Source organism: Streptomyces sp. NPDC059247 (genome assembly GCF_042754005.1).
Lineage (GTDB): Bacteria > Actinomycetota > Actinomycetes > Streptomycetales > Streptomycetaceae > Streptomyces.
Map to the genome: position 1 here is coordinate 153,825 of NZ_JBHYZW010000014.1, position 22,768 is coordinate 176,592.

A 22,768-nucleotide genomic window follows, 5' to 3' on the forward strand; every position below is an offset into this window, starting at 1 on the left:
CCTCCGTGCGGGAAGGGGCCGCCGTACGAGGAGAGACCCCCGTACGGGAAGAGTCCCCCGTGCGGGGAGAAGCCGCCGTGCGGGCCGACTCCCCCGTCGTACGGGAAGGCCCGCCGGAGCCCCTGCCGGTCCCGCACCCGAGCCCCCCGCCCGTACCGGCGCGGGTCCCGGCCCCGGCCCCCGCCCCGCACCGCCCGGCGCACGCCCGCGTGCGGGAGCGGCGCGGCGGCGGGTCCCCCGGGCGCGGGTTCCTCGCGAAGGCCGCCGCCGTCACCGCCGGGCTCACCGCCGTCGGGGCGCTGCTGGGACTTGTACGGGACCAGATCCTGGCCGGGTACTTCGGTGCCGGGGCGGAGACCGACGCGTTCCTGGTGGCGTGGACGGTCCCCGAGTTCGCCTCGACGCTGCTCGTCGAGGACGCCATGGCGCTGATCATGGTGCCCGCCTTCTCGCGGGCGCTGGCCCGCCGCTCCGACGGCACGCTCGGCGATCCGGTGCGCGCCCTGGTCCGGGGCACGCTGCCCCGGATCGTGCTCGTCCTCGGCGTCGTCGCCGCGCTCCTGATCACCGGTGCCCCGCTGCTGGTCTCGGCCCTCGCGCCGGGACTGTCCGATCCGGCGCTCGCGGTGGAGTGCACGCGGCTGACGGGGACGTGCGTGCTGACGTTCTCGCTGGTCGGCTACTGCTCGGCGGCGCTGCGGGCGCACGGCCGCTTCCTGCCCCCGGCGATGATCTACGTGGCCTACAACGTGGGCATCATCGGCACCGTCCTGGTGCTGCGGGAGCCGTGGGGGGTGCGGTCCGCCGCCGCCGGGGTCGCGGTCGGCGGGGTCCTGATGGTCCTGGTGCAGGCCCCCTCGCTGCTGCGGGAGCTGCGCACCCGCCAGGCGCCGCCGAGGACACCCGAGTCATCCGGCTCGTCCGGACCGTCCGGTCCGTCTCAGCCGCCGTCCGGTTCCTCCGGACCGTCCGGCTCATCGGGCTCATCGGTCTCATCGGCTCCATCGGGCTCATCGGTCCCATCCGATTCATCGGGCTCATCGGGTCCGTACGGTGGTGCCGACGCCCGGATCCTGCTGTTCGGTCTCATCGCGCCGGTGGTCGCGTTCTCGCTCTGCCGTCAGTCGCAGACGCTGATCGAGCGTTTCCTCGCCTCACCGCTGCCCGCCGGAGCCATCTCGCATCTGAACTACGCGCAGAAGGTGGCGCAGATGCCGATGATCCTCTCGCTGATGCTGTGCACGGTCAGCTTCCCGACGGTGGCGCGGGCCCTCGCGGCGGGCGACGCGGAGAAGGCCCGCCGCCAGGTGGAGCGGGATCTGCTGCTCGCCGCGGTCGTCGTCCTCGTCGGCGCCTCCACAGTGATCGCCGCCGCCCCCCGGATCGTGGAACTCCTCTTCGAGCGGGGGCAGTTCGGAAGCTCCGACACCGCCTCGACCGCCGCGGTGATGCGGGTGTACGCGCTCGGGCTGCTCGGCCAGACCATGGTGGGCGCCCTCGTCCGCTGCTACTTCTCCGCCGCCCGCCCGCTCTGGTACCCGGCCGCCGCCATGGGCGCCGGGCTCGCCACCACCGCCACCGCGGGCGTACCCGCCGCCGAGCACTGGGGCGCCGTCGGCATCGCCGCCGCCAACGCCCTCGGCATCACCCTCACCGCGGTGCTGCTGCTGCGCGGGGCGCACCGGCAGGCCGTCCCGGTGCGCGCCGGGCGGCTCGGCGTAAGGCTGCTGCGGCTCGCCGCCGCGGGCGCGTGGGCGACCGGCGCGGGCTGGCTGGCCTCGGTCGCGATCGGTCCCGCGTTCCTCGCCGTCGCCGTCGCGGGACTGGTCGTCGTCGGCGTCTTCGTCATCTTCCTCGGCTGCGCCCCCGAGGCGCCCGAGATCCTGCCGCTGCCCCGCACCACCTACCGGAGGAGGAACCCCGATGCCCGCCGCCACCGCGCTGCGCCGAATGCTGCCGAAGCCGCCACCGTGGGCGAGGCCGCCCCTGTGGGTGGCGATGTACCACTCGATCGCGGACACCGCTGACGACCCGTACCGCGTGACCGTCTCCCCGGTGCGCTTCGCCCGGCAGCTGCACTGGCTGCGCGACCGGGGGCTGCGCGGGGTCTCGGTCCGCGAGCTGCTCGCCGCCACCGCCGAGGGCCGGGCCCGCGGGCTCGTGGGCCTGACCTTCGACGACGGTTACGCCGACTTCGTCGACTCGGCGCTGCCGCTGCTGCTGAGACACGGGTTCACGGCGACGGTGTACGCGCTGCCGGGGCGGCTCGACGGCGAGAACGGCTGGGACACGGCGGGTCCGCGCAAGCCGCTGCTGTCCGAGGACGGCATCCGGCGGATCGCCGACGCGGGCATGGAGATCGGTTCGCACGGGCTGACCCATGTGTCGCTCCCCGAGGCCGACGACACGGCCCTCGCCGCCGAGACCCGGGAGAGCAGGATCCTCCTGGAGGAGATCACCGGCCGTCCCGTGGACGGCTTCTGCTACCCGTACGGGCAGGTCGACCCACGGGCGGTCCGGGCCGTGCGGGCGGCCGGGTACCGGTACGCCTGCGCGATCGACCCGGGCCCGCACACCGGCGCGTACGCCCTGCCCCGCGTCCACATCGGCGAGGACGACATCTCCTGGCGGCTCACCGCCAAGCGCGTCCTGCACCCGCTGCGCCGCCGTCGCCCCGCCGATCTCCCGGCCGCCTGGCCCGGCCCCGCGGTGGTGGCGCCGTGAAGGTCCTGCACGTCATCACCGGGCTCGGCATCGGCGGCGCCGAGCAGCAGTTGCGGCTGCTGCTGCGGCACCTGCCGGTCCAGAGCCGGGTGGTCACCCTCACCAACCCGGGCGCCGTCGCCGAGGGGATCGAGGCCGACGGCACCCCCGTCACCGATCTGGGCATGGCCGGGAACCGTGACCTCGGGGCGCTCCCCCGGCTGGCCGGGATCGTCCGCCGGGGCAGGTACGACCTGGTGCACACGCATCTGTACCGGGCGTGCGTGTACGGCAGGGCGGCGGCGCGGCTGGCCGGGGTGCGCCGGATCGTCGCCACCGAGCACTCCCTCGGCGAGACGCAGATCGAGGGCCGTCCGCTGTCGGCGGGGACCCGCGCCCTGTATCTGGCGTCGGAGCGGCTCGGCACGTCCACGGTCGCCGTCTCGGCCAGCGTGGCCCGCAGGCTCGCCGACTGGGGGGTGCCCCGGGACCGCATCCGGGTCGTCCCCAACGGCATCGAGACGGACCGCTTCGCCTTCGACGCCGACGCCCGGCGCCGCGCCCGGCGGGCCCTCGGCATTCCCGGGGACGCGCACGTGGTGGGCGGGGTGGGGCGGCTGGCGCCGGGGAAGCGGTTCGACCTGCTGGTCCGTGCGGTCGCCGAGGTGCCGGACGCCCGGCTGCTGCTGGTCGGCGACGGCGAGCGGCGGGCGGATCTGCTGGCGCTGGCGCGCTCCCTGGGGGTTGCCGACCGGGTGCTGCTCACGGGCGCCCGCGCGGACCCGCTCCCGGCGGGCTCGGCCGGTCCCTCGCTGCCCGGTCTCCTGGCCGCGATGGACGTCCTCGTGTCCCCGTCCCCGGACGAGACCTTCGGGCTCGCCGTCGTCGAGGCGCTCGCCGCCGGGCTGCCGGTGCTGTACGCGGCCTGTCCGGCGGTCGAGGACCTCGGGCCCGGCGCGGCCCCGGGCGCCCGCCGGACCGGCGCCTCCGTGCCGGACCTCGTCGCCGCCCTGCGCGGTGTCCGGGCCGCCGGGCCCGCCCGGCTCCCGGTCCCGGCGGCGGCCCGCCACTACGACATCGCGCACAGCGCCCGGCAGTTGATGTCCCTCTACGACCAGGCCGTCCACGGCACCCCCTCCTCCGCGAAGTGAGAGACCGTCCCATGAAGACCACCCCACCCCGCGTTTCCCTCCCCGCCGGTCTGCGCCGCCCCGGCCGGTGGGCGGTGCTGCCCGCCGCCGCCCTCGCCGGAGCCGTGCTCGGTGGGGGGTACGGGGTTCTGAAGACCCCGGAGTTCGCGGCGACCAGCTATGTCATCGTCGTCCCCGCGGAGAAGTCCGACCCCTCGGGCGCGCTCGGCTTCGCGCAGGCGTACGGGCGGGTCGCCACGGACATCGCGGTGACCGGCGACGCCCAGGTGTGGGCCGGGGTCACCGCCGCCACCCTGCGCGGCAGCGTGCGGGCGGAGACCTCGCCGGACGCGCCGATGATCTCGATCACCGCCCGTGCGGAGAAGTCCTCGAAGGCCGTGGCCATGGCCGACGGGGTGGCCCGCGCGCTCGTCCTGAACAGTTCGCACGTGGCGGGCAGCACCGGTGTGAAGGTCGTGGAGTTCTCCCGCGCCACCGAGCCGGTCTCCCCGGTCTCCCCCTCGGCGCCGCTCTCCGCGCTGGTCGGCGGCTGCGCGGGCGGTCTGCTCGGCGGTCTCGCCCTGCTGGTCCGTCCGAAGCGGGCCGCCGCGCGCGGGGACGCCCGCCACTCCCGGCAGACGTCCGCCCCGGCCGTCCCCGCGTCCACCGCCGTGCCCGCCCCGGCCGCCGCGCACCAGCCGGAGGCGGTGTGAGCGCGAGAACCCCCGCGGACCCGCGGATCGAGGTGTGCCGTGACGAGACGGGGTTCGGGCGGATCGCGGCCGAGTGGACGGCGCTGTACGGGCGTTGTTCCACCGCCACCCCCTTCCAGTCCCACGCCTGGCTGCACTCCTGGTGGCTCTCGTACGGCAGGCCCGGTGCGCTGCGGGTGGTGCTCGTACGGGACGCGGACGGCGCACTCGTGGCCGCCGCGCCCCTGATGCGGGCCCGGGGGCCGCTGCCGGTCCTCACCCAGCTCGGCGGCGAGATCACCGACTTCACGGACGTGCTCGTCGACGACGGCTGTCCGGCGGCGGTGCCCGCGCTGGCCCGGGGCATCGCGCGGGCCGCCCGGGGCGCGGTGGTCGATCTGCGGGAGGTACGGCCGGGGGCGGCCAGCGAACGGGTCCTCGCCCACTGGCGGGGCCCGCGCCGACGACTGCCCGACTCGCTCTGTCTGGAACTGCCCGCCGTGCCCATGGAGGGGCTCCTCGAACGCATCCCCTCCGGGAAGGCCCAGCGGGTCAGGGCCAAGCTGCGCAAGCTGGACGCGCTGGGCATCGACGCGCGGGTCGTCGACGGTTCCGAGGTGCCCGCCGCCCTCGACCACCTCCTGAGGCTCCATCAGCTCCAGTGGGAGGGGCGGGGGGTGACCACCGAGCACACCAGCGAGCGGTTCGCCCAGCACCTCACCCGTGCCGTACGGCCCATGGTGGAGCGCGGGGACGCCATGGTCACCGAGTTCCGGCTGGCCGGGGACGTGGTGGCCGCCGATCTGACCCTGATGTCGCCGCGGCTCGCGGGCGGTTATCTGTACGGCGCCGATCCGGCGCTGCGGGCCCGCAAGGTCGATGTGGCGACGATGCTGCTGCGGCACGGCGCCGGGGAGACCAGTACCGGCGGCCGGGCCACCCTGAGCATGTTGCGGGGCACCGAGGAGTACAAGCGGCACTGGCGGCCCGAGACCGTCGGCAACCAGCGGCTGATGCTGACGGGCCGGGGTACGGCCCCGCTGCTGTGGCTGCGCGCGGGCGCCGCCGACGCGCGCCGCTGGGCGGCCCGGCAGCTCCGCGAGGGCACCCGGGCGGGGCGGCTGATCGGCCGCCTGTCGGGCCGGACGCCGGGGAGCGGCGGGGGGTGAGACCCCGCCGCCGCTCCGTCGCACCGTCCGGGACGGCTCAGAAGGGCCAGACGCCCTTCAGCGCGTCCTTCCAGCCGAGATCGACCTTGTCCTTCCAGGAGTCCCTGGGGACACAGACGGGCCCGCCGATCCAACTCTCCACCCAGGAACCGAGATTGACGGTCCAACAGTCGGGCGTGGGCTTGGTTTCCGGCTCGGGCTCGGGCTTGGGCTCGGGCTTGGGTTCCGGCTTCGGTTCGGGCTCGGGCTCGGGCTCGGGCTTGGGCTCGGGCTTGGGCTCGGGCTTGGATTCCGGCTTCGGTTCGGGCTTGGGCTCGGGCTTGGGCTCGGGCTTGGGTTCCGGCTTCGGATCGGGCTTGGGTTCCGGCTTCGGTTCGGGCTTGGGTTCGGGCTTGGTTTCCGGCTTGGGTTCCGGCTTCGGCTCAGGCTTGGGTTCCGGCTTCGGATCGGGCTTGGGCTTGGGCTTCGTCGGATCGACCGGGTCCGTCGGACGCGTCGGGTCAGTCGGACGCGTCGGATCGGTGGGCTCGGTCGGATCCGTCGGCCGTGTCGGGTCGGTCGGCTGTGTCGGGTCGGTCGGGCCCGTCGGATCGGTCGGCTGCGTGGGGTTGGTCGGCTCGGTCGGACCGGTCGGACCGGTCGGATCGGTCGGCCGCGTGGGATCCGTCGGCTCGGTCGGAAGCTCCGGCCCTGTGCCGTACAGCATCTGACGGAACATCGCCGACGACCTCGGGTTGTCGTCGCACTGCCAGACTCCGTGCGGGCAGTAGTCGGTGATCGTCTGGTAGAGCGGCTTGTGCAGCTTCATCCATTCCAGCATCCGGCGCATGTAGACGGGGTTGTCCCCGTTCCGGAACAGGCCCCATTCCGGATAGGAGATCTGCTTCCCGTGCTCGGCGGCGAAGTCGACCTGCTTCTGGAGCCCGTACGGTTCCCTCACGTGCTGGTCGAAGCTCGAACCGGGCGGCTGGTCGTAGGAGTCCATCCCGATGATGTCGACGACGTCGTCGCCCGGGTAGCACTCGGTCCACGGCACGGCGTCGAGACCACGGCTCGGGTTGAAGTCGAAGCGGAACTCCTGGCCGGGCACGGACCGCATCGCGGTGGCGATCCGGTTCCAGTACCTCTTCCACGAGGTGGGGTCGGGTCCGCACCGGTGGGTGTAGGTGGTGCCGTTCATCTCCCAGCCGAGGACGATGACGGTGCCGGTCGCCCCGAGGCCGACGAGGCGCCGGGCGAGGGCCTTGAAGTGGTGGTCGTAGTAGCCCGCGGCGCCGAGCCGGAGCTGTCTGCGGACCTCGGCGTCGGAGACCCCCGCCTCATTGCGTTCCAGCATCGGCACGTTGAGGACGAACATGCGGTCGGACTTCGCGTTGCGCCAGTTCGCCCAGGCGTCGAGGAAGCCCGGGGGACCCTCGATGTTCCGCCACAGGTCGCCGGGGAGATAGGTGTGCCCGACGCGGAGTTCCCGCCCGCCGAGCCAGCGTTCCAACTGTCCGATACGAACGACCCCGAGCGAACCCGAGTCGAGGAAGGCTCCCATGGCGCCGGTGAGCGAGGGGCCGGGGTCCCTGATCGAGGGGGACTCCGCGGCGCGGGCCGGGGACGCCAGCACGACCGATCCCGAGGCGAGGAGACCGGCGGTGAAGACCCCCAGCCATGCTCTCGATGTCCTCCGGCGGACAGTTCCCATGGCCACTCCTCCACGTCACACGCTTTTTGATGGACCGTCAATCTGATACTCCGAAAGTATTCCTAATGAGCCGACCGTGAATGCGGCTCGCCTCTGGCCATTGGTCCATCGGGGTATTTGATCGCCCAATTGGGGCACCGAGAGCGGGGAAATGCCGTGCGGAGCCCCGGCGCACGCCCCCGGCGAAGCCGGTGCGCTCACCCGCACGGGGTGGAAGACCGGCGGCCCGCCGCTCCGGAAACGACCACCGGGCGGCCCGGGCCCCGGCCCTTATCCCCGCCCGGAACGGGTCCGGACATGACCGAGGGCCGGTCCCGGAGAGTTCGCACTCTCCGGGACCGGCCCCGGGTACCTGGGGTCCTGGTGGGACTCAGGCGTTGACGCAGGTGTTGCCGAACGCCGGGTTCAGCGCGCTGAGCACGTTGATGCTGTTGCCGCAGATGTTGATCGGCACGTGGATCGGGATCTGGACGACGTTGCCCGAGGCGACACCGGGCGAACCGATGGCCGCACCTGTCGCGTCGGCGTCGGCGAAGGCCGGCGTGGCCGCACCCATGGCCAGGATGATTCCGGCGACGACAGCAGCAGCCTTCTTACAGTTCATTTTCGTCTGCGTCCTTTCGATAGCGGAAGACTCGCGGAACACAACGAACATGCCGCAAAAAGGAAACCGACACAACGGAGAGCCTTGATCATTCACTCCAATGCGCATACGACTGGGCCGGAAGAGGGCATTTACGCTCTCTTCCGGCCCAGTCGCGCGCTGTGACAGGTCAGCTGTTGTAGGCACCGTTCCCGGAGAGGACCGGGATGTCCTCCAGGATGTGCGACAGCGGCTCGTCACCCTTGGCCTGGGTGGAGTTCTCCGCGCACTGCTGGTTCTGCGGCGAGGCGAGGACGTTGACGTCCTGCACGGCGATCGGGATGAGACCGACGAGCGAACCGGCGTTCGCCTTCACGGGGACGCCGAGGCAGAGCTTGTTCAGCGAGCCCTGGACCGCCGAGAACTGGGGGCTCAAGTCACCCGCGGTCGTCGAGTTGCCGAACGCCTGCTTCGCGCCGTTGCCGCTGAGCGAGGTCGTGCCACCGTCGTCGGCGATGGCGAGCGCCGGGGAGGCCGCCGCAGCGGTGGCGCCGACAACAGAGGCCGTCACAGCCGCAGCCGCCATAATCTTCTTGATCACGGTGATTCCGTTCCTGTTCCCACCAATCGAGCTGATTGATGCGACCGGATCAACTGCGGCCGAGGACTTTGGTTCCGGCCCTTCACCCTTTCGACTGGGCTCGCGCTTCGCGCTGCCGAGTGCGCTCCGCCAAGGGAGTGACACAGCGGAACCCTTGCGCCCTTATCCAGTTGATCAGGTCGCTCCCTGCACGGAGCCGGTTCTAGAAGGGAACTCCCGTGATCAAGAAGGTTATGGCCACTGCGGCCGCGGCCGTCTCCATCGTCGGCGCCACCGCCGCCGTCGCCACCCCGGCGCTCGCCATCGGCAACGACGGCGGCACCACCTCGCTCAGCGGCAACGGCGCGCACCAGGAGTACGGCAACTCCGCCACCTACGGCAACATGAGCCCGCAGTTCGCGCTCATCCAGGGCTCGCTGAACAAGCCGTGCATCGGCCTGCCGGCCAAGCTCAACGCCGGTTCGCTCATCGGCCTCGTCCCGATCTCGGTCCAGGACATCAACGTGCTGTCCTCCCCGCAGAACCAGCAGTGCACCGAGAACTCCACCCAGGCCAAGGGCGACGAGCCGCTGTCGCACATCCTGGACGACATCCCGGTCCTCTCGGGCAACGGCGTCGGCAACAGCTGACCCCCGCCGTCGCGACGCGACGACGTCCACACGTCAGGGGCCGCCCTCCGGGGCGGCCCCTTTCGTCTTTCCCGATCTCCCTGCCGGGCGGGCGTCTTCGCGGATCTCCCTACCAGGTGGGCCAGACCGGCGTCGCCATCAGGCGCTCCCATTCCCGGTCCGGCATTCCCGGGACCGCCCTCCCCGACTGCGCCCACTGGTTGACCAGAGCCGCGTACACCGGGAACGGCGTGCGGTCGGCGGGGGCGGGATCACTCACGTATCGGCTCTTCGGAATGAAGGCCATCCGTTCCCATTTCCCGGGATCCGGCGCCATCTTCGCTCCTTCCGCTGCGATTCCCGCATCATGACACAAGCGCCGCAGGAGAGTGATTCGCCCTGTTCATGTCGCGTCGCGTATCTGTGTGCGAGAACGATCGAAATAACGTGCGGACATGAATTTCCCCCGTGCACGGTGGGCCCGGCGTCCACTGCTCGTCCCGGCGGCGCTCACCGCCCTCGCCGCGCTCGCCCCCGGCGCCCTCGCCACCGCCGCCGACGACCTCCCGGCCCCCGAGCACGGGTTGAACCTGCTGGTGGTCGGCATCGACAGCCGCAAGGGCGTCACCGAGGAGGAGAAGGAGCGCTACCGGCTCGGCGGGCGCGAGTGCGACTGCACGGACGTGATGATGCTCGTGCACGTCTCGGCGGCCCACGACCGGATGGACGTGGTGAGCCTGCCCCGCGACTCGCTCACCACCCTCCCGGGACCGCACCAGGACCGGCGTACCGGAAAGGCCCACGACGCCCACCCCGCGAAGATCAACAACGCCTGGGCGGAGGGCGGTCCCGCCTTCACCACGAAGGTCGTCGAGTCGATGACGGGGCTCCCCGTCCACCGCTATCTGGAGATCGACTTCCGCCGCTTCATGGACACCGTGGACCGGATCGACGGCGGGGTCCCCGTCTGTACGGAGCAGCCCCTCAAGGACCCGGTCACCGGCATCGACCTGGCGCCCGGCACCACCCGGGTGCGCGGCGGCGAGGCGCTCCAGTACGTGCGGTCGCGGCGGGCCGACGGGCAGATGGACTTCGGCCGCATCCGGAAGCAGCAGCGGTTCGTCGTCAACACGCTGGAGCGGCTGCGCGACGGCGTGCTGGGCGACCCGGAGCGGCTGAAGGCCCTCGCCGCGACCCTGCGCGGGACGGGCGCGGCCGACCGGGGGGTCTCCGCCGCCGAACTCGTCGTACTCGCAGGGCGGTTGAAGAACCTCGCCACGGCTCGTACCGCGTTCGCGACCGTACCCGTACGCGGGTTCAACCCGGACATCGAGGGCGTCGGGTCCACCGTCGCCTGGGACGAGGAGGGGGCGGCCGAGGTGTTCGGGCGGCTGGGCCGGGACGAGCCGCTGCCGCCCGCCGACGCCGTCGGTCCGAGCGAGATCCCGGCGGCCGTCTACCGGCCCGCCGACGGGACTTCGCTCATCTGCCCGTAGTCCGTCCGGTGGACATCGCGGAACCTCCGGACCTCCCGCCAGTTGATCAGCGCGGCTCGCCACTCAGCGGGCCACAATCCGAAAGGCCTGAACCATGAAGAAGCTGTTGGCTACGGCTGCTGTGGCCGCGTCGGTCCTCGGCGCGACGGCGGCGGGTGCCGGTCAGGCGCTCGCCATCGCCGACGACGGCGGCACCACCTCGCTCAGCGGCAACGGCGCGAAGCAGGAGTTCGGCAACTCCGCGACCTACGGCAACATGAGCCCGCAGTTCGCGCTCGTCCAGGGCTCCCTGAACAAGCCGTGCATCGGCCTGCCCGCCAAGGTCAACGCCGGTTCGCTCATCGGGCTCATCCCGATCGCCGTGCAGGACGTCAACGTGCTGTCCTCCCCGCAGAACCAGCAGTGCACCGAGAACTCCACCCAGGCCAAGGGCGACGAGCCGCTGTCGCACATCCTGGACGACATCCCGATCCTCTCGGGCAACGGCGCCGGCAACAGCTGAGCGACACCGCTCCGCGCGGCGCGGCCCCGCCTTCCCTCTCCGGAGGGGCGGCGGGGCCGTCCCGTTCCCGGGGCGGGCCGGTCTCAGAGCTTCGCGCGGAGCCCGGCGGGGTCGGTGACCGGCGCGTCACAGGTGAAGTGACGGCACACGTACGCGGCGGGCGCACCGGCCACCAGCGGGCGGTCCCTGAGCAGCGGGAACTCCTCGCTGTCGGGGGTGCCGAAGGCGAGGACGGCGCCGGGGGCGGTCGCGCGGAGCGCCGTACGGCACAGCTCGCGGAAGGCCTCGTCGCCGGGAGCGCCGACGACGGCGATCTCCCGGGGCCCGTCGAGGAGCGCTTCGGAGACGGCCAGGCCCCAGCCGATGAAGCGGGGAGCCCGGGGGCCGAGGGCCTTGACGACCCCGAGGGCGCCCTCGGCCGCCGCGCGGTGGGCCTCGGACCCGGTCTGGGCGGCGTACGAGAGCAGTGCTCCGGCGGCGGCGGTCCAGCCGGACGGGGTGGCGTTGTCCGTGGGGTCCTGCGGGCGGCGGATCAGGGCCTCGGCGTCGTGGGCCGTGTCGTAGAGCGCGCCGCCCGGCGCGGTGAAGCGGTCGAGGACGATGTCCAGGAGGAAGCCCGCGAACTCCAGCCAGGTGCCTTCGCCGGTGACGGCGGCGAGGGCGAGGAAGCCCTCGGCGACGTCCGCGTAGTCCTCCAGGACGCCCGCGTTGGTGCCCGCCCGGCCGTCCCTGGACGTACGGGTCAGACGGGCGGTCTCGTCCATGTGGACGCGGACCAGCAGGTCGGCGGCCTCGGTGGCGCGCTCGACGAGGTCGGGGCGGTCGAAGAGGGCGCCGGTCTCCGCGAGGGCGGCGACGGCCAGGCCGTTCCAGGCGGCGACGATCTTGTCGTCGCGGCCGGGGCGCTCGCGCTCCTCGCGGGCGGCGAGGAGCCGGGCGGCGATCGAGGCGATCCGCCCGGCGTCGGCGACGCCCGCGTCCTGCGGGAGCTGCAGCACGGAGCTGCCGTGTTCGAAGGTGCCGTCCTCGGTGACGCCGTAGTGGGCGGCGGCGAGGGCGGCGTCCCGCTCGCCGAGCACCTCGGTCAGCTGCTCCGGGGTCCACACGTAGTAGGCGCCCTCGACGTGCTCGCCCGTGCCGTCGTCGCTGTCGGCGTCGAGCGCGGAGGCGAAACCGCCCTCGGGGGTGCGCAGTTCGCGGACCAGGAAGTCGGCGGTCTCCAGAGCGATCCGGCGGGCGAGGTCGCTGCCGGTGGACTTCCACAGATGGGCGTACACCCGGCAGAGCAGGGCGTTGTCGTACAGCATCTTCTCGAAGTGCGGTACGACCCAGGCGCGGTCCACGGCGTAGCGGGCGAAGCCGCCGCCGAGCTGGTCGTAGATGCCGCCGCGGGCCATCGCCTCGCAGGTGTCGGCGGCCATCTGGAGGGCACCCTCGGAGCCGGTCCTGGCGTGGTGGCGGAGCAGGAACTCCAGGGTCATCGACGGCGGGAACTTGGGGGCGCCGCCGAAGCCGCCCCGCTGCGCGTCGTACTCGCGGGTGAGACCGAGGAGGGCCTGGGCGAGTTCCTCCTCGCCGGGGACGCCGTCGCCGCCGTGGGCGAGGGAGCGGCTCGCGAGGTCGCGCACGATGCGGTCGGCGACCTCGCCGACCTCCTCGCGCCGGTCGGTCCAGGCGTCCCGGACGCCTTCGAGGACCTCAGGGAAGGAGGGCATCCCGTGCCGGGGCTCGGGCGGGAAGTAGGTGCCGAAGTAGAAGGGGGCGGCGTCGGGGGTGAGGAAGACGGTCATCGGCCAGCCGCCCTGCCCGGTGGCGGCCTGCACGGCCTCCATGTAGACCGCGTCGATGTCGGGACGCTCCTCGCGGTCCACCTTGACGGCGACGAAGTTCTCGTTGACGAGCGCGGCCGTGGCCTCGTCCTCGAAGGACTCGTGCGCCATGACGTGGCACCAGTGGCACGCGGAGTAGCCGACCGACAGCAGGACGGGCACGTCCCGCCGTTTCGCCTCCTCGAAGGCCTCGGGTCCCCAGGGCCACCAGTCGACCGGATTGTCGACGTGCTGGAGCAGGTAGGGCGAGGTCTCGTTCACAAGGCGGTTCGGCATGCCCCCAACCTATGCCCCCGCCCGCTTCACCCCACCCGCCAGTCAGGAACGGCGTGCCGCGTTCAGGTGGGGGGACGTCCGTGGTCGGCGGGCTCACTGGTGGGTTGCCGGATCGGCAGGATGCTCAACAGCCCGCAGCCGTAGGACTTGCCTCTTCCGATTCCCTCCCACATGGCTCGCCGCAGGGCGGACACGTCGTGGATCTCCGCCTCCCCGTCGAACTGTGCGAGGTGAAATCGGAGGCCCGCGCGTGCGCGGAGTCGGCTGACGAGCGGATGCCGGGGGGTCACGAGCCCGGACTGGAGACGGAGCCCCGCCTTGGCCGCACGCAACCTCCACCACTCCTCGGCGGCCTCCCCGTGCAAGGCCACCCGCTGCCCGACCCGGCCGCCTCCCGCCGAGGGAACGGCCAACTGTTTCGAAGGGTTGGCAGCGATCCGATAGCGCACCCGCATGCCCCCCGCGAGCGTGTCGAGGTACGACTTCAGGTGCAGCACCCCCGTCTCTGCGTATCCCTCGGGCAGGCGTCCGATCTCGGGCTGCACGTGACTCTGCACGAGGACCTTTACCGCGTCTCGCACGGGCTCCGTCCGGTAGAGGGCACCCACGTCGCTGCGGGGGGTGTCGGAGAGGCGGTCGGGGAAGAGGGACATGACGCGGCGGTGCATCAAGTGAGCGTCATTCAGGTCGTTCAACACGTCCCCTCTGCGCAGATCGGGGGTCAACCGGGTCAGCCAGAGGCTCATGCTGTTCCCACCTGTTCGGACTTCGAGGTGGTCTCCGGCTGTCGTGGGAGCATCGGAGCGGTCAGAGGGACGTGACCGACACGTACCGCGCGCGTTCCGTGCCGCCGCCGTGCCGAGAATGAGATCGGGTGGTCGTGGCGCAACTCGGCTCCTACGAACACGGGCACGGTGTCGCGCACGGTCCGCAGGTGCAGCGGTGTACCCGCGTCCAGGCGCTCGCGTGCACGGCGCAGCCGCGCTGGACGTGTCTCCAGCCAAGGATGGCCCTCCAGCACGTCGTCCACGTGACCGTCGTATACCGCACGGCTCTCGTCCGGGTGTACGACGGGAGTACCGGGCGGGAATGCCTTGCGGCCGAGGAACAGGGGCCATCGAGGACGTCTCAGGGCCCGGTACAGGCCGCGCACCTCCTCGTCCGCTCCTTCGAGAACCACGAGGAAGAGCGCCCCCGACAGGTAGAACCGCTCGCTGACGACGGTGGCTCCCGCACCGCCTTCGGTGTTGGGCACGTTGGAAACGGTGTGGAAGTCGCGTTCCAGCTCGCCTTCGCGGTCCACCCGAACGCCCATCGGCAGTGTGGCGAGTTCCCGAACGCGATCGTCGTCGTCCCTCGCCACGCCGAGGGCCGACGCGAGCAGACCGACGATTCCGGACTTCGTCGGTTCACGGGCCGTGTCCCGGCGGTCGAAGCGGGAGGAGACGCCCCAGGACTGCATGGGAGCGTCGAGGCACAGGATCAGGGTGGACGTCACCGCACCGCTCCTCAGAGACCGGCCGAGCCGATGAGCCCCTCGACGAAGGCATCGATGCCCTTCGCCTCCTGACAACCACGTGGTTGGCGGTCGGAGAGCCCTCCGCTCGGATCAAGGGAGCCGTAGTGCACGCCGCGCAGCTCCTCGTCCCCATAGAAGTCACGGATCTGATCGAAGTATCCCGTCATGCGCCGGGCGGACGTGTCCATCAGGTCCGCAACGTCGCCGACGGGCGAGAGGAACGCGTTAGCGAGGCTCCACGCCCCGTCCGTGCGTGCGACTCCCAACAGGACGTCGGGGACCGTCGGCGCGGCCATGGAGTTCTGCTTGCCGCGCGGGACGGCGTGGACGAAGGCCCGAAGCCAGGCCCGGACACTGCGGACCAAGAGCGCCTTGTCCTCGGTGGAGAGTTCCTCCGGGGGCACCGATTCCTCACCGAAGAGGTTGCGGAGCAGACGGTCGGTGTCCAGGTTGGCGTAGCGGTAGTAGCAAGCCGCGTTGTAGTCGATGGTGCCCATCATGTCCGCGGCGGGCTCCTCGGCCGGACGCATGTCGTCCATGGCCGTGTAGAAGTCGAACTCGTTGGCCACGGCGTGGGTGGAGATGCTGTGGGCGACCTGGCTGGCGGAGATCACGGAGAAGTCCTGGTTGTCGGCGATCATCCGGCCGAAGAGCGCGATGTCGGCGACCCGGGAGGAGTCGAAGACCTTCCGCGCTTCAATGAGCTCCTTCTGCGTCGGCTTGACCTTGGTCCGTGACGCCTTCTTCGCGTCCGCCTTGCGCTTCTCCTCCTTCTCCAGCGCCTTTTCCAGGATGCCCCAGCGCTTCTCGCAGTAGTCCGCGAGATGCTCCACGGCGGCCGGTCCCACGTACAACAGGTACTCGGATCGCCCCCGGTCCTCGGTCACCCCGAATCCGAACGCCGCCAGCGCTTCTTGGGCCACCAGCTGCGCCCTGCCCACCTCGCACTTGCCGCGCTCAGCGAGGAGAATGCCGGCCCGTTCCGGCAGTTGCTTCGTCCGCCGCCCGATGTCACCCGTTTCCAGGCCGTGTGAGGTGAAGAGCTCACGTGCCGCCCGTTTCAGTGACTGGCTGGAGATCCGGGCCCGGGTGACCCCGCCGAACCGCACGGTCTTCGGCTGTCCGATGTCGTCCCGGTTGAGGTTGCTGACCGGGAAGGACTGGAGCAGGTGGAGCTCAATGATCATTCGTCATCCTGGGTGGTCGGATCGGGGGCCTGGTCGAGCGGGGTGCCAGGGTCGCCGCCCGGCTCGTCGTCCGCCCTCCGGGGCCGGGCGACCGGGTGATGGTGGTAGTCGCTGATCCAGCGCAGTCGCACGCGTTGCCGCTCCTTCACCCGGTAATCCGTCTGGTCCGTCGAGAGGAGGACGACGAGATCGTCGAGGAGCCGTCCGTAGTTCAACGGCGTGTGGCTGCCGCGCAGGAGTCGCACAGCCTGGCGCACCTGGTGTTCCAGGGCCGCGCCCTCCACGGAAACGAGTTCGGTGAAGCGGCGCTCGACCGAACTCCCCTTCGCCCGTGCGAGAGCCCCGAGGGAACGGGCGAGGGTCGGTGCGTGCGGTCCGCCCAGCGAGCGGGGCAGAGGGTGCAGGGCGAAGAGACCGCTCACCAGCAGCCAGACGTCCTGCTCGTCTTCCGGCGGGCCGTACGGGACGACGATCCCGTACGCCTGCGCCTGGTGTCGCCCGCCGCTGAAGCCCCGTCTCAGCACGGCGAGCTCCGCACGCCCTCGGGCCACCAGATGCGTGGCGTCCGATTCCCGCGCCGTCGCGAGGGAGTGCAGGTGGGAGACGAACGCGTCACGCCGAGTCTGCCGTTCCTCACGGGCTTCGGTCCGTACCGTCATTGGGCGCTCCTCCTCGCGTCGATTCTCGTCGTCCGTGTTCGACAGCTCATGAGACCTCCGTGTACTGGGCGAGGTTCTCGCGGTGACGGTCGCGGAGCCACGTGGCGGCACGGAGGTAGTGCGTGTAGCTCTCACCGGCCGCCAAAAGCTCCCGGTCTCGTCGTCCGACGTCCTCCGCCCAGCGTCGAGCTGCCCGGCCCGCAGTGCCGTGAACGACGTCCGCCCATTCGGTCACGGCCTGTTCGATCTCGGCGTCCGAACCCACCGAGACGCCGAGGCGCCGAACGAGTTCGTTGAAGGGCTCAGCCACCCTCGGCCAGAAGTCGATTTCCAGAGCCGTGCGCCGCAAGGCCGCAGACGGTTTTCCGCGACGGCCGGAGGACGGAGGGGCGAAACTCTGGCGGTAGGTCGTCTCCATCACGCGCAGGGCGTTACCGAGGTTGTCGGCATAGGCGACGGCTTCTCCGATGACGTACCCGATACGGCGATCACGAGCCCGCATCAGGGCGACGGGGGCCGGAACCTCCTCCTCGTACCACGCGACGATGTTCCCGCCGTTCTTCCCCAACTCCTGTCCGAAGACCCGCAGCGTGAACACCGTCGAGTCGGGGATGACGTGCGAACCGTCCACCCTGGACACCGCGAGGGGTCGCAATCGGGCGGGCTCGGCTCCGGGAACCAGTGAGGGAACGAGCTTGTTCTTCGACGCGAGCTTCTTCTCCCCCGCCTTGCCCTGGTACTTACGGCCGGAGCGGCTCCAGCGCGCGACCTCCGGCAACAACAACTCCTGCGTGTACTGCCACACGCCGCGCACCCCCTCCAGCCGAACGGGCACGGTGCGTGCTGGCTTGGAATCCGAGACCCACCGTTCGCGGAAGGCGGCCATGGGTTCCACGTCCTGGGACAAGTCACCGTCGAGACGGGTCCCCGGAGTGCGCAGCACACCCACGACCGAAGCCCCCGCGGCCTCCCGGCCGCGGAAGAGCAGCACCCGCCGCGACGGCCAGGTCAAGGCGTCGGTGAGCCCCAGAGGGGGACGCGGCGGGCCCGGATCGGGCCGGTGCACCTCGTCGTCCTCCCAGGCGGGCCGATCCGCAGGGCCGGTACCGGTCGGACGCCCTTCGTCGGGCCGGTACGCGACGAGGTTGAGCAGAAGGGTCCTGCGGAGCGTGTCCCCCTCCAGGAGGGCGCATCCGAAGTAGCTGCCCAGAGAGGTCTGCGAAGAGGCCGGGCTCTTCTCGTATCCGGTCTTCTGCCCACCGGTGTCGTACGCCTGCAACGTGACCAGCCAGCGCGCGGCCTCGGCTGGTGACAGTTCCGGCCGTTCGGTGGCGGTGGTGTGGTCGAAAAGGGTGCGGTTGTTGCCGGTGGCCCACGGCGCGACGAGGACGGCGGTGCTCTGGTGCGGTTCGGCATCCTTGGCGGGATTCCACGAGGGACGCCTCGCGAGATCCGGGCACTGCAGGAACGGCCGGTGGGCATCGAACAGGTCGAACCGGGACTCCGTGCGCTCCACATAGCGATCGAGCCGACGCCGGAACTCGTCTTCCTCGTCGAGCAGATGTGCTGGGTCGGCCATCCACAGCTCGTCCCAGTCGTCGTCATCGGGGGTGAACGCCCGGTGCAGGAAGGCCAGCACGAGCCGGTGCAGCGCCGCCGTCATCGTCGGGCTGCTGCCGACGAGGCGGCGGTGACGGTGCGCGTTGAGGACGAGGGCGACCAGACTCACTTGGGTGATGTGGTCGGAATCGAGCGGAAGCACTGGAAGCCAGGGTTCGCGCAACAAATCGAACGTCACTCGACCCCTCCGTCTTCTGGAACTGCGGCGCGGGATCAGTGAAGCGAATCCCGGCGCACCGCGCACACGTTCCTCAAGAAATCGCGGCCGTCTCGCATACATTCGGCCAATAGGCAGCGATCTTGCCCGAAAATGACCTACCGCCCCGGCCGTGGAGTCCGGTCAGGCCTTGCGGTCCCGGTCGGCTCTATGGCCGCTCTGACGTGTGCCGATACCAGCACGACCGAATTCCGTGAGGGTCCGCAGACCCCATCTCGTACCCGGTGACATGGGGATGCGGGCCATCAGCGCCTCGCGACCCACCTTCGGCGTGCCCCTCTCTGACCGGGCCGCCGCACGTTCCCACTGCTCCTCCCATCCGAGCGGGGAACGCAGTTCCTCGCCGTCGTCGTACACCCTGTCGAGTAATTCCTGTACCTCGTCGGGGCATCGGATCACGTCCCGCTCCCTCAGCACCGCCAACGTGCGAAGAAGGATCGCCTCGTCGTACACGTTCACGGCGTAACTGAAATTGACCGCCTTCCGTCCTGAGCGCGGCTCCGGCACCCTGATGAGGACGAACCGGATTTCAGGCCGTTCGGCACCCACCCGGTGCCGCCCGATCCGTCCCATCCGCTGGATCAGGCTGTCGATCGGCGCCACCGCGCTGATCATCACGTCGAAGTCCAGGTCGAGACTGCTCTCCAGCACCATGGTGCCGATCACGACCGATCCCCCGCTCCCAGCCGCTGCGGTCATCGAACCCCGCGGCCCGAAGCAGGCGCGCAGGCGTCCTTCCACCGCGAGCCGCTCCGCCAGACCGAGCCGCCCGTGAATCAACTCCGTCACCACGGTCTGCCCGGCCACGTCCCCCACTCCCCTCCGCAGCGACTCCCAGTCCCTCTCCGCCTCCCCGACGAGGTTGTGCACGATCGCGACGTTCCGACCCCGACGCGCCTCCCGCAAGGCGAGTTCCACGACGTCTTGCCGATCCACCCAGTGCAACTGGACCACCCGGTCACGGTTGACGGGAGCGGCGGTGACCCCCACCGCGGACACCGTGCCCCCGACGGAGACATCGGCGGAAAGGATCCGCGGATAGGCGGCCGTCCCCGGGACTTCGGGTTCCGGCAGCTCCCCCACCGACAGCCCCAGGGCTCCCGCCCGCCAGCTGTTCACCAAGGCGTGCTGCTGGCGAGTCGACAGGGTCGCCGACAGGAGCACCACCGGTGTCCGCAGCCCGCCCAATCGGTACAACAAGGTCTCGAACAGAACCCCCGCGTGCACGTCGTAGCCGTGCACCTCATCGAAGATGATCACCTTGCCCGAGAGCCCCGCCAGTCGCACGAAGACGTGCCCCGAGCGAACGGCAGCCTTCAACACCTGATCGACAGTGCTCACCACCAGCGGATTCAGGTGATCGGCCTTGGAGGACAGCTGAGCCTTCGCCTGCGCGTCACTGTCGCACCCGAACTGCTCCGATGCCCCGGAGCCGCCGTCCTCCGCGACGCACTCGGGACACAACGGTGGCGGACCGACGGCGGACCGCCGGTCCAGGTACTCGCCCGCGGCGCCGTGGAACAGCTTTAGCCGACCCATTGCGTGTCCATCCCACGGCCTCAGCAGTTCGGCGGCAACCTCGTACGCCTGGTTACCGCTCGCCCTGGTCGGCATGGCCACGTGGAACCCCCGCAGATGATGCAGACGGATCATGCAAGCCGCAGCCTGCAAGGCAGCCTTCGTTTTGCCCTCACCGGTCGGCGCGGACAACAGGAACACCCCGAGTCCTCGCTCACCGGCGACCAATTGCTCCAGCCGGGTCTGGAGGTCGCGCCGTTCGGAACTCTGGGGGAACAACGATCCGAAGGAGGTGTCCTCGGGTACCGTGCACGCCTCCCACCCCAAGGACTTGACCTTCGGCTGCTCGGTCGCTGCCACTCCGGCGGCATACGCGATTATGTCGACGCCCGCACCGGCGTGGGCCACCTCCTTCCGATCGGACGCGACCCAGTCACTGACCGAGGTGAGCGCCGCGAGGGCCAGTTCCGCAGGCCCGTCCATCGTCACCCGCGCCCAGTCGGCCGCACTCGGCTCACCTTCCGAGGTACGACGCAACCTGCACAACTCGTCGGCCAGTGCCTCCACACGGGTGGCCCAGGTCTCCCCTCCGGTCGCACCGCGCTTGTAGGAAACCTGCCGGAGATCGGCCGGGCCCGGAACGTACCCGTGGTGAGCGCCAAGCACGACCCCGATGGACTCGGCAGTCTCCGCCGAGGCGCCCCACTTCAGCAGCAGTTTCCGTACGTACAGCGCGCTGATCAGCCCGTGCGCCACATCCGTCCGCGCCCCGGAACTCCTCAGACCTTCCCGCAACCGGTCGATGCCCGCGTGATCGGACTCTGGCAGCAGCGTCTTGGCGACGTCCGCCCTCAACCCCTGGAAGGTGGGTGAACACTTGCCCAGGTCGTGCAGTCCCGCCAGCCTCGCGGCCCACTCCCGCGCGTCCCCGAGCGGCTCCAGCGCCGCTTCCAGACGGTTCTTGAGATAGGGCCCAAGACATAGGTCGAACAACTGGGACGCCACTTCCGCGGTGTCCAACGCATGACAGATGAGGGGGTGCGGCCGGGAACCGTTGCCCAGCTTCCCCCAGATCGGACGGACGTCGACTGGCAGGCGGAATTCACCGTTCGAGAGGGACACGACGCCCACCCAACCAAATGCCGGACACCGACGGGCGGGAATTCTGCTCCTCCCCCTACAAACCGCCGCTCCATCAGTCCCGCCTGCTGTCCTCGCGACGGGTCGAGAGGGCTCCCCCGCCATGTCGACCTCGGAGTACGCGGAGCACCGCAAGCCCTCGCTGCCTCACAAACCCTCTCCTTGTAATAGATGATGTATTACACTAGGGCCATGAAGCCATCCCGCCCCGGGACCACCGAGAACATCTCCGTGTCCATGCCCGCCGAGCTGGTCAGCGAGCTCCGCTCCCGAACCGGCCGCCGCGGGTTGTCCAGCTACATCACCGAAGCTGTCAGGCACCAGCTCGCCATGGACGGGCTCGCCGAGATCGTGGCGTCCCACGAGGAGGAGCATGGCGCGCTCACGGAGCAGGAGATCGAAGCCGCTCGTCGCGAGCTGTTCGGAGACGTGAACGCCGAGAATGTGGAGCGGGGCGCCGCGTGAAGGAGCAGCCGGCCCGCTCGCTGGTGCTCGACTCCGAGGCGCTTTCTCTGCTTCTGCGCAACGACCGCGGCATGGCGGCTCGCATCGAGGCGTCCCGGCAGGCTGGAGTTCCCGTACTCGTGTCCGCGCTGACCATTGTTGAGGCCGTACATGGTAAGACCGATCTGGCGCGTTTGAAGTGGGTGCTCTCCCGGCTGCGGGTGGAACCGGTCAGCCAGGAGGATTCCCTGGCCGCCGTGGCGCTGCTTCAGGACGCTGGCGGGCTGCACGGGCACAAGTACGCGATCGACGCCCTCGTCACCGCGCTCGCGCTCCGTGTCCCGGCTCCCGTGATCGTTCTGACCTCCGACCGTGACGACTGGGCGAAGCTCTGCGGGAAGCGCGTGATCATCAGGGACGTGTGAGCACCGTCGGCTACCGGGTCTGTGAGTTCACTGACACCAGTGGCACGCGGAGTAGCCGACCGACAGCAGGACGGGCACGTCCCGCCGTTTCGCTTCCTCGAAGGCCTCGGGTCCCCAGGGCCACCAGTCGACGGGGTTGTCCGCGTGCTGGAGGAGGTAGGGGACGTGGCCTGCGCGGGGCGACCCTCGGCCCGGACTTCGGGTCGGGTCCTTTCGTTTTCGGGGGTCGGTGGTGGCGGTCTTCGCGGGCGGGAACGCCGGTCCTCGGGGCGGGTGGCCTGTGCGTTTCGGAGACGTCGTCGGGTGGTTCTCGGGTCTGGGCGTCGTTGTCTCGTCTCGGATGCCTTCGGGGCGGAGATTCGGGTGCGGGTTCCTCCTGGTCGGTCAGGTGCGGTGGAGGCGGGTGGGTAGGGAGTGGAGGGGGTGGCCTGTGCGGCGTAGGCCTGCCCAGACGCAGCAGGTGGTGGCGGCCAGGGCGGTGAGGGCGGCGGCGGGTGCGGACTGTGTCCCGTTCATCAGGAGGACACCGGCCAGGACGACGAAGAGTCCGTCGAACTGCCAGACGAAGACCCGGAGGCCGGAGAGGTCGCCCAGGGGCGTGATGACGGGGAGCAGCAGTTCGACGGGCAGGTGCGATTTCATTTCGCGCAGGAACCTGGCGCCTAGGGCCTGTGTGATGTTGTGATCAGTCGGCGACCTTCAGGAGGTCGTCGATCCAGATCATCGCGGCGCGGAGGTGGAGGCCGGCGAGGTAGCT

The 22,768-nt window shown here is 70.8% G+C and carries 22 protein-coding genes and 1 pseudogene; 10 read left to right on the plus strand and 13 right to left on the minus strand.

The annotated features are described in order from the left end of the window. Positions 1 to 59: 59 nt before the first annotated feature. Genes murJ through ACFXGN_RS23900 form a run of 5 tightly spaced genes read left to right on the plus strand, consistent with a single transcriptional unit; the run spans position 60 to position 5,694 of the window. Positions 60 to 2,027 (plus strand): murein biosynthesis integral membrane protein MurJ, encoded by a 1,968-nt coding sequence (gene murJ / locus ACFXGN_RS23880; RefSeq protein WP_384862661.1) that lies wholly within the window; start codon positions 60 to 62, stop codon positions 2,025 to 2,027. After that, positions 1,924 to 2,724, plus strand: coding sequence for a polysaccharide deacetylase family protein (locus tag ACFXGN_RS23885; RefSeq protein WP_384862664.1), 801 nt, complete (start codon positions 1,924 to 1,926; stop codon positions 2,722 to 2,724). The genes murJ and ACFXGN_RS23885 overlap by 104 nt, the downstream gene beginning before the upstream one ends. Next, a complete protein-coding gene (locus ACFXGN_RS23890; RefSeq protein WP_384862666.1) occupies positions 2,721 to 3,854 on the plus strand; it encodes a glycosyltransferase in 1,134 nt (377 codons plus the stop codon). Before ACFXGN_RS23885 ends, ACFXGN_RS23890 begins: the two co-directional genes overlap by 4 nt. A gap of 11 nt (positions 3,855 to 3,865) precedes the next feature. Further along, positions 3,866 to 4,546 (plus strand): lipopolysaccharide biosynthesis protein, encoded by a 681-nt coding sequence (locus ACFXGN_RS23895; protein WP_384862669.1) that lies wholly within the window; start codon positions 3,866 to 3,868, stop codon positions 4,544 to 4,546. After that, positions 4,543 to 5,694, plus strand: coding sequence for a GNAT family N-acetyltransferase (locus tag ACFXGN_RS23900; RefSeq protein ID WP_384862672.1), 1,152 nt, complete (start codon positions 4,543 to 4,545; stop codon positions 5,692 to 5,694). Before ACFXGN_RS23895 ends, ACFXGN_RS23900 begins: the two co-directional genes overlap by 4 nt. Before the next feature lie 37 nt (positions 5,695 to 5,731). On the opposite strand, the gene ACFXGN_RS23905 is transcribed toward ACFXGN_RS23900, so the two are convergent. The 3 genes from ACFXGN_RS23905 to ACFXGN_RS23915 all read right to left on the minus strand — a co-directional run bounded on the left by ACFXGN_RS23905 (position 5,732) and on the right by ACFXGN_RS23915 (position 8,571). Continuing rightward, on the minus strand, positions 5,732 to 7,387 hold the full coding sequence (locus ACFXGN_RS23905; RefSeq protein WP_384862675.1) for a hypothetical protein: 1,656 nt from the start codon (positions 7,385 to 7,387) through the stop codon (positions 5,732 to 5,734). Between the two features lie 370 nt (positions 7,388 to 7,757). Continuing rightward, positions 7,758 to 7,991, minus strand: a complete 234-nt coding sequence (locus ACFXGN_RS23910) for a chaplin (protein ID WP_384862678.1) — start codon at positions 7,989 to 7,991, stop codon at positions 7,758 to 7,760. A gap of 169 nt (positions 7,992 to 8,160) precedes the next feature. Further along, positions 8,161 to 8,571 carry a rodlin gene (locus ACFXGN_RS23915; protein ID WP_384862681.1) on the minus strand — a complete coding sequence of 137 codons (411 nt, stop codon included), beginning with the start codon at positions 8,569 to 8,571 and terminating at the stop codon, positions 8,161 to 8,163. 218 nt (positions 8,572 to 8,789) lie between these two features. Between ACFXGN_RS23915 and ACFXGN_RS23920 the strand changes: the two genes are divergently transcribed. Continuing rightward, positions 8,790 to 9,200, plus strand: coding sequence for a rodlin (locus tag ACFXGN_RS23920; RefSeq protein ID WP_384862684.1), 411 nt, complete (start codon positions 8,790 to 8,792; stop codon positions 9,198 to 9,200). A 109-nt stretch (positions 9,201 to 9,309) separates the two neighbouring features. On the opposite strand, the gene ACFXGN_RS23925 is transcribed toward ACFXGN_RS23920, so the two are convergent. Continuing rightward, the gene (locus tag ACFXGN_RS23925; RefSeq protein ID WP_384862687.1) at positions 9,310 to 9,459 is read right to left on the minus strand and encodes a hypothetical protein; all 150 of its coding nucleotides are present in this window, start codon (positions 9,457 to 9,459) and stop codon (positions 9,310 to 9,312) included. Positions 9,460 to 9,634: 175 nt separating this feature from the next. Between ACFXGN_RS23925 and ACFXGN_RS23930 the strand changes: the two genes are divergently transcribed. Next, positions 9,635 to 10,675 carry an LCP family protein gene (locus ACFXGN_RS23930; protein ID WP_384862689.1) on the plus strand — a complete coding sequence of 347 codons (1,041 nt, stop codon included), beginning with the start codon at positions 9,635 to 9,637 and terminating at the stop codon, positions 10,673 to 10,675. Between the two features lie 94 nt (positions 10,676 to 10,769). Continuing rightward, positions 10,770 to 11,177 carry a rodlin gene (locus ACFXGN_RS23935; RefSeq protein WP_366439959.1) on the plus strand — a complete coding sequence of 136 codons (408 nt, stop codon included), beginning with the start codon at positions 10,770 to 10,772 and terminating at the stop codon, positions 11,175 to 11,177. An 83-nt stretch (positions 11,178 to 11,260) separates the two neighbouring features. On the opposite strand, the gene ACFXGN_RS23940 is transcribed toward ACFXGN_RS23935, so the two are convergent. The 7 genes from ACFXGN_RS23940 to cas3 form a co-directional block, all read right to left on the minus strand. Continuing rightward, complete coding sequence (locus ACFXGN_RS23940; RefSeq protein WP_384862692.1) at positions 11,261 to 13,282, minus strand: thioredoxin domain-containing protein; 2,022 nt, start codon at positions 13,280 to 13,282, stop codon at positions 11,261 to 11,263. A 62-nt stretch (positions 13,283 to 13,344) separates the two neighbouring features. Continuing rightward, positions 13,345 to 14,028, minus strand: coding sequence for a type I-E CRISPR-associated protein Cas6/Cse3/CasE (gene cas6e, locus ACFXGN_RS23945; protein WP_384862694.1), 684 nt, complete (start codon positions 14,026 to 14,028; stop codon positions 13,345 to 13,347). Next, positions 14,025 to 14,780 carry a type I-E CRISPR-associated protein Cas5/CasD gene (cas5e, locus tag ACFXGN_RS23950; RefSeq protein ID WP_384862697.1) on the minus strand — a complete coding sequence of 252 codons (756 nt, stop codon included), beginning with the start codon at positions 14,778 to 14,780 and terminating at the stop codon, positions 14,025 to 14,027. Before cas5e ends, cas6e begins: the two co-directional genes overlap by 4 nt. Before the next feature lie 11 nt (positions 14,781 to 14,791). Further along, positions 14,792 to 15,988, minus strand: a complete 1,197-nt coding sequence (gene cas7e, locus ACFXGN_RS23955) for a type I-E CRISPR-associated protein Cas7/Cse4/CasC (RefSeq protein WP_384862700.1) — start codon at positions 15,986 to 15,988, stop codon at positions 14,792 to 14,794. After that, positions 15,985 to 16,647, minus strand: a complete 663-nt coding sequence (gene casB, locus ACFXGN_RS23960; protein WP_384862703.1) for a type I-E CRISPR-associated protein Cse2/CasB — start codon at positions 16,645 to 16,647, stop codon at positions 15,985 to 15,987. The genes cas7e and casB overlap by 4 nt, the downstream gene beginning before the upstream one ends. Before the next feature lie 46 nt (positions 16,648 to 16,693). Next, the gene (casA, locus tag ACFXGN_RS23965; protein ID WP_384862706.1) at positions 16,694 to 18,445 is read right to left on the minus strand and encodes a type I-E CRISPR-associated protein Cse1/CasA; all 1,752 of its coding nucleotides are present in this window, start codon (positions 18,443 to 18,445) and stop codon (positions 16,694 to 16,696) included. 162 nt (positions 18,446 to 18,607) lie between these two features. Continuing rightward, on the minus strand, positions 18,608 to 21,124 hold the full coding sequence (gene cas3, locus ACFXGN_RS23970; protein ID WP_384862708.1) for a CRISPR-associated helicase Cas3': 2,517 nt from the start codon (positions 21,122 to 21,124) through the stop codon (positions 18,608 to 18,610). A 210-nt stretch (positions 21,125 to 21,334) separates the two neighbouring features. Here cas3 and ACFXGN_RS23975 point away from each other — a divergent pair, with 210 nt between their 5' ends. After that, positions 21,335 to 21,607 (plus strand): hypothetical protein, encoded by a 273-nt coding sequence (locus ACFXGN_RS23975; protein ID WP_384862710.1) that lies wholly within the window; start codon positions 21,335 to 21,337, stop codon positions 21,605 to 21,607. Next, complete coding sequence (locus ACFXGN_RS23980; protein ID WP_384862712.1) at positions 21,604 to 22,011, plus strand: DNA-binding protein; 408 nt, start codon at positions 21,604 to 21,606, stop codon at positions 22,009 to 22,011. The genes ACFXGN_RS23975 and ACFXGN_RS23980 overlap by 4 nt, the downstream gene beginning before the upstream one ends. A 33-nt stretch (positions 22,012 to 22,044) precedes the next feature. On the opposite strand, the pseudogene ACFXGN_RS23985 reads toward ACFXGN_RS23980, so the two are convergent. Together ACFXGN_RS23985 and ACFXGN_RS23990 are read right to left on the minus strand one after the other, a co-directional pair. Beyond that, positions 22,045 to 22,173 (minus strand): annotated as a pseudogene (locus tag ACFXGN_RS23985) (DUF255 domain-containing protein); the annotation flags it as partial. A 222-nt stretch (positions 22,174 to 22,395) separates the two neighbouring features. Beyond that, positions 22,396 to 22,653, minus strand: a complete 258-nt coding sequence (locus ACFXGN_RS23990) for a hypothetical protein (protein WP_384862715.1) — start codon at positions 22,651 to 22,653, stop codon at positions 22,396 to 22,398. Between the last annotated feature and the right edge of the window lie 115 nt (positions 22,654 to 22,768).

Bases quoted from the DNA above. Each gene is read 5' to 3' on its own strand.
- cas7e (WP_384862700.1), bottom strand. From the start codon at position 15,988: ATGATCATTGAGCTCCACCTGCTCCAGTCCTTCCCGGTCAGCAACCTC.
- ACFXGN_RS23905 (WP_384862675.1), bottom strand. From the start codon at position 7,387: ATGGGAACTGTCCGCCGGAGGACATCGAGAGCATGGCTGGGGGTCTTC.
- ACFXGN_RS23895 (WP_384862669.1), top strand. From the start codon at position 3,866: ATGAAGACCACCCCACCCCGCGTTTCCCTCCCCGCCGGTCTGCGCCGC.
- ACFXGN_RS23885 (WP_384862664.1), top strand. From the start codon at position 1,924: ATGCCCGCCGCCACCGCGCTGCGCCGAATGCTGCCGAAGCCGCCACCG.
- ACFXGN_RS23975 (WP_384862710.1), top strand. From the start codon at position 21,335: ATGAAGCCATCCCGCCCCGGGACCACCGAGAACATCTCCGTGTCCATG.
- ACFXGN_RS23935 (WP_366439959.1), top strand. From the start codon at position 10,770: ATGAAGAAGCTGTTGGCTACGGCTGCTGTGGCCGCGTCGGTCCTCGGC.
- ACFXGN_RS23940 (WP_384862692.1), bottom strand. From the start codon at position 13,282: ATGCCGAACCGCCTTGTGAACGAGACCTCGCCCTACCTGCTCCAGCAC.
- casB (WP_384862703.1), bottom strand. From the start codon at position 16,647: ATGACGGTACGGACCGAAGCCCGTGAGGAACGGCAGACTCGGCGTGAC.
- cas6e (WP_384862694.1), bottom strand. From the start codon at position 14,028: ATGAGCCTCTGGCTGACCCGGTTGACCCCCGATCTGCGCAGAGGGGAC.
- ACFXGN_RS23910 (WP_384862678.1), bottom strand. From the start codon at position 7,991: ATGAACTGTAAGAAGGCTGCTGCTGTCGTCGCCGGAATCATCCTGGCC.
- ACFXGN_RS23930 (WP_384862689.1), top strand. From the start codon at position 9,635: ATGAATTTCCCCCGTGCACGGTGGGCCCGGCGTCCACTGCTCGTCCCG.
- ACFXGN_RS23990 (WP_384862715.1), bottom strand. From the start codon at position 22,653: ATGAAATCGCACCTGCCCGTCGAACTGCTGCTCCCCGTCATCACGCCC.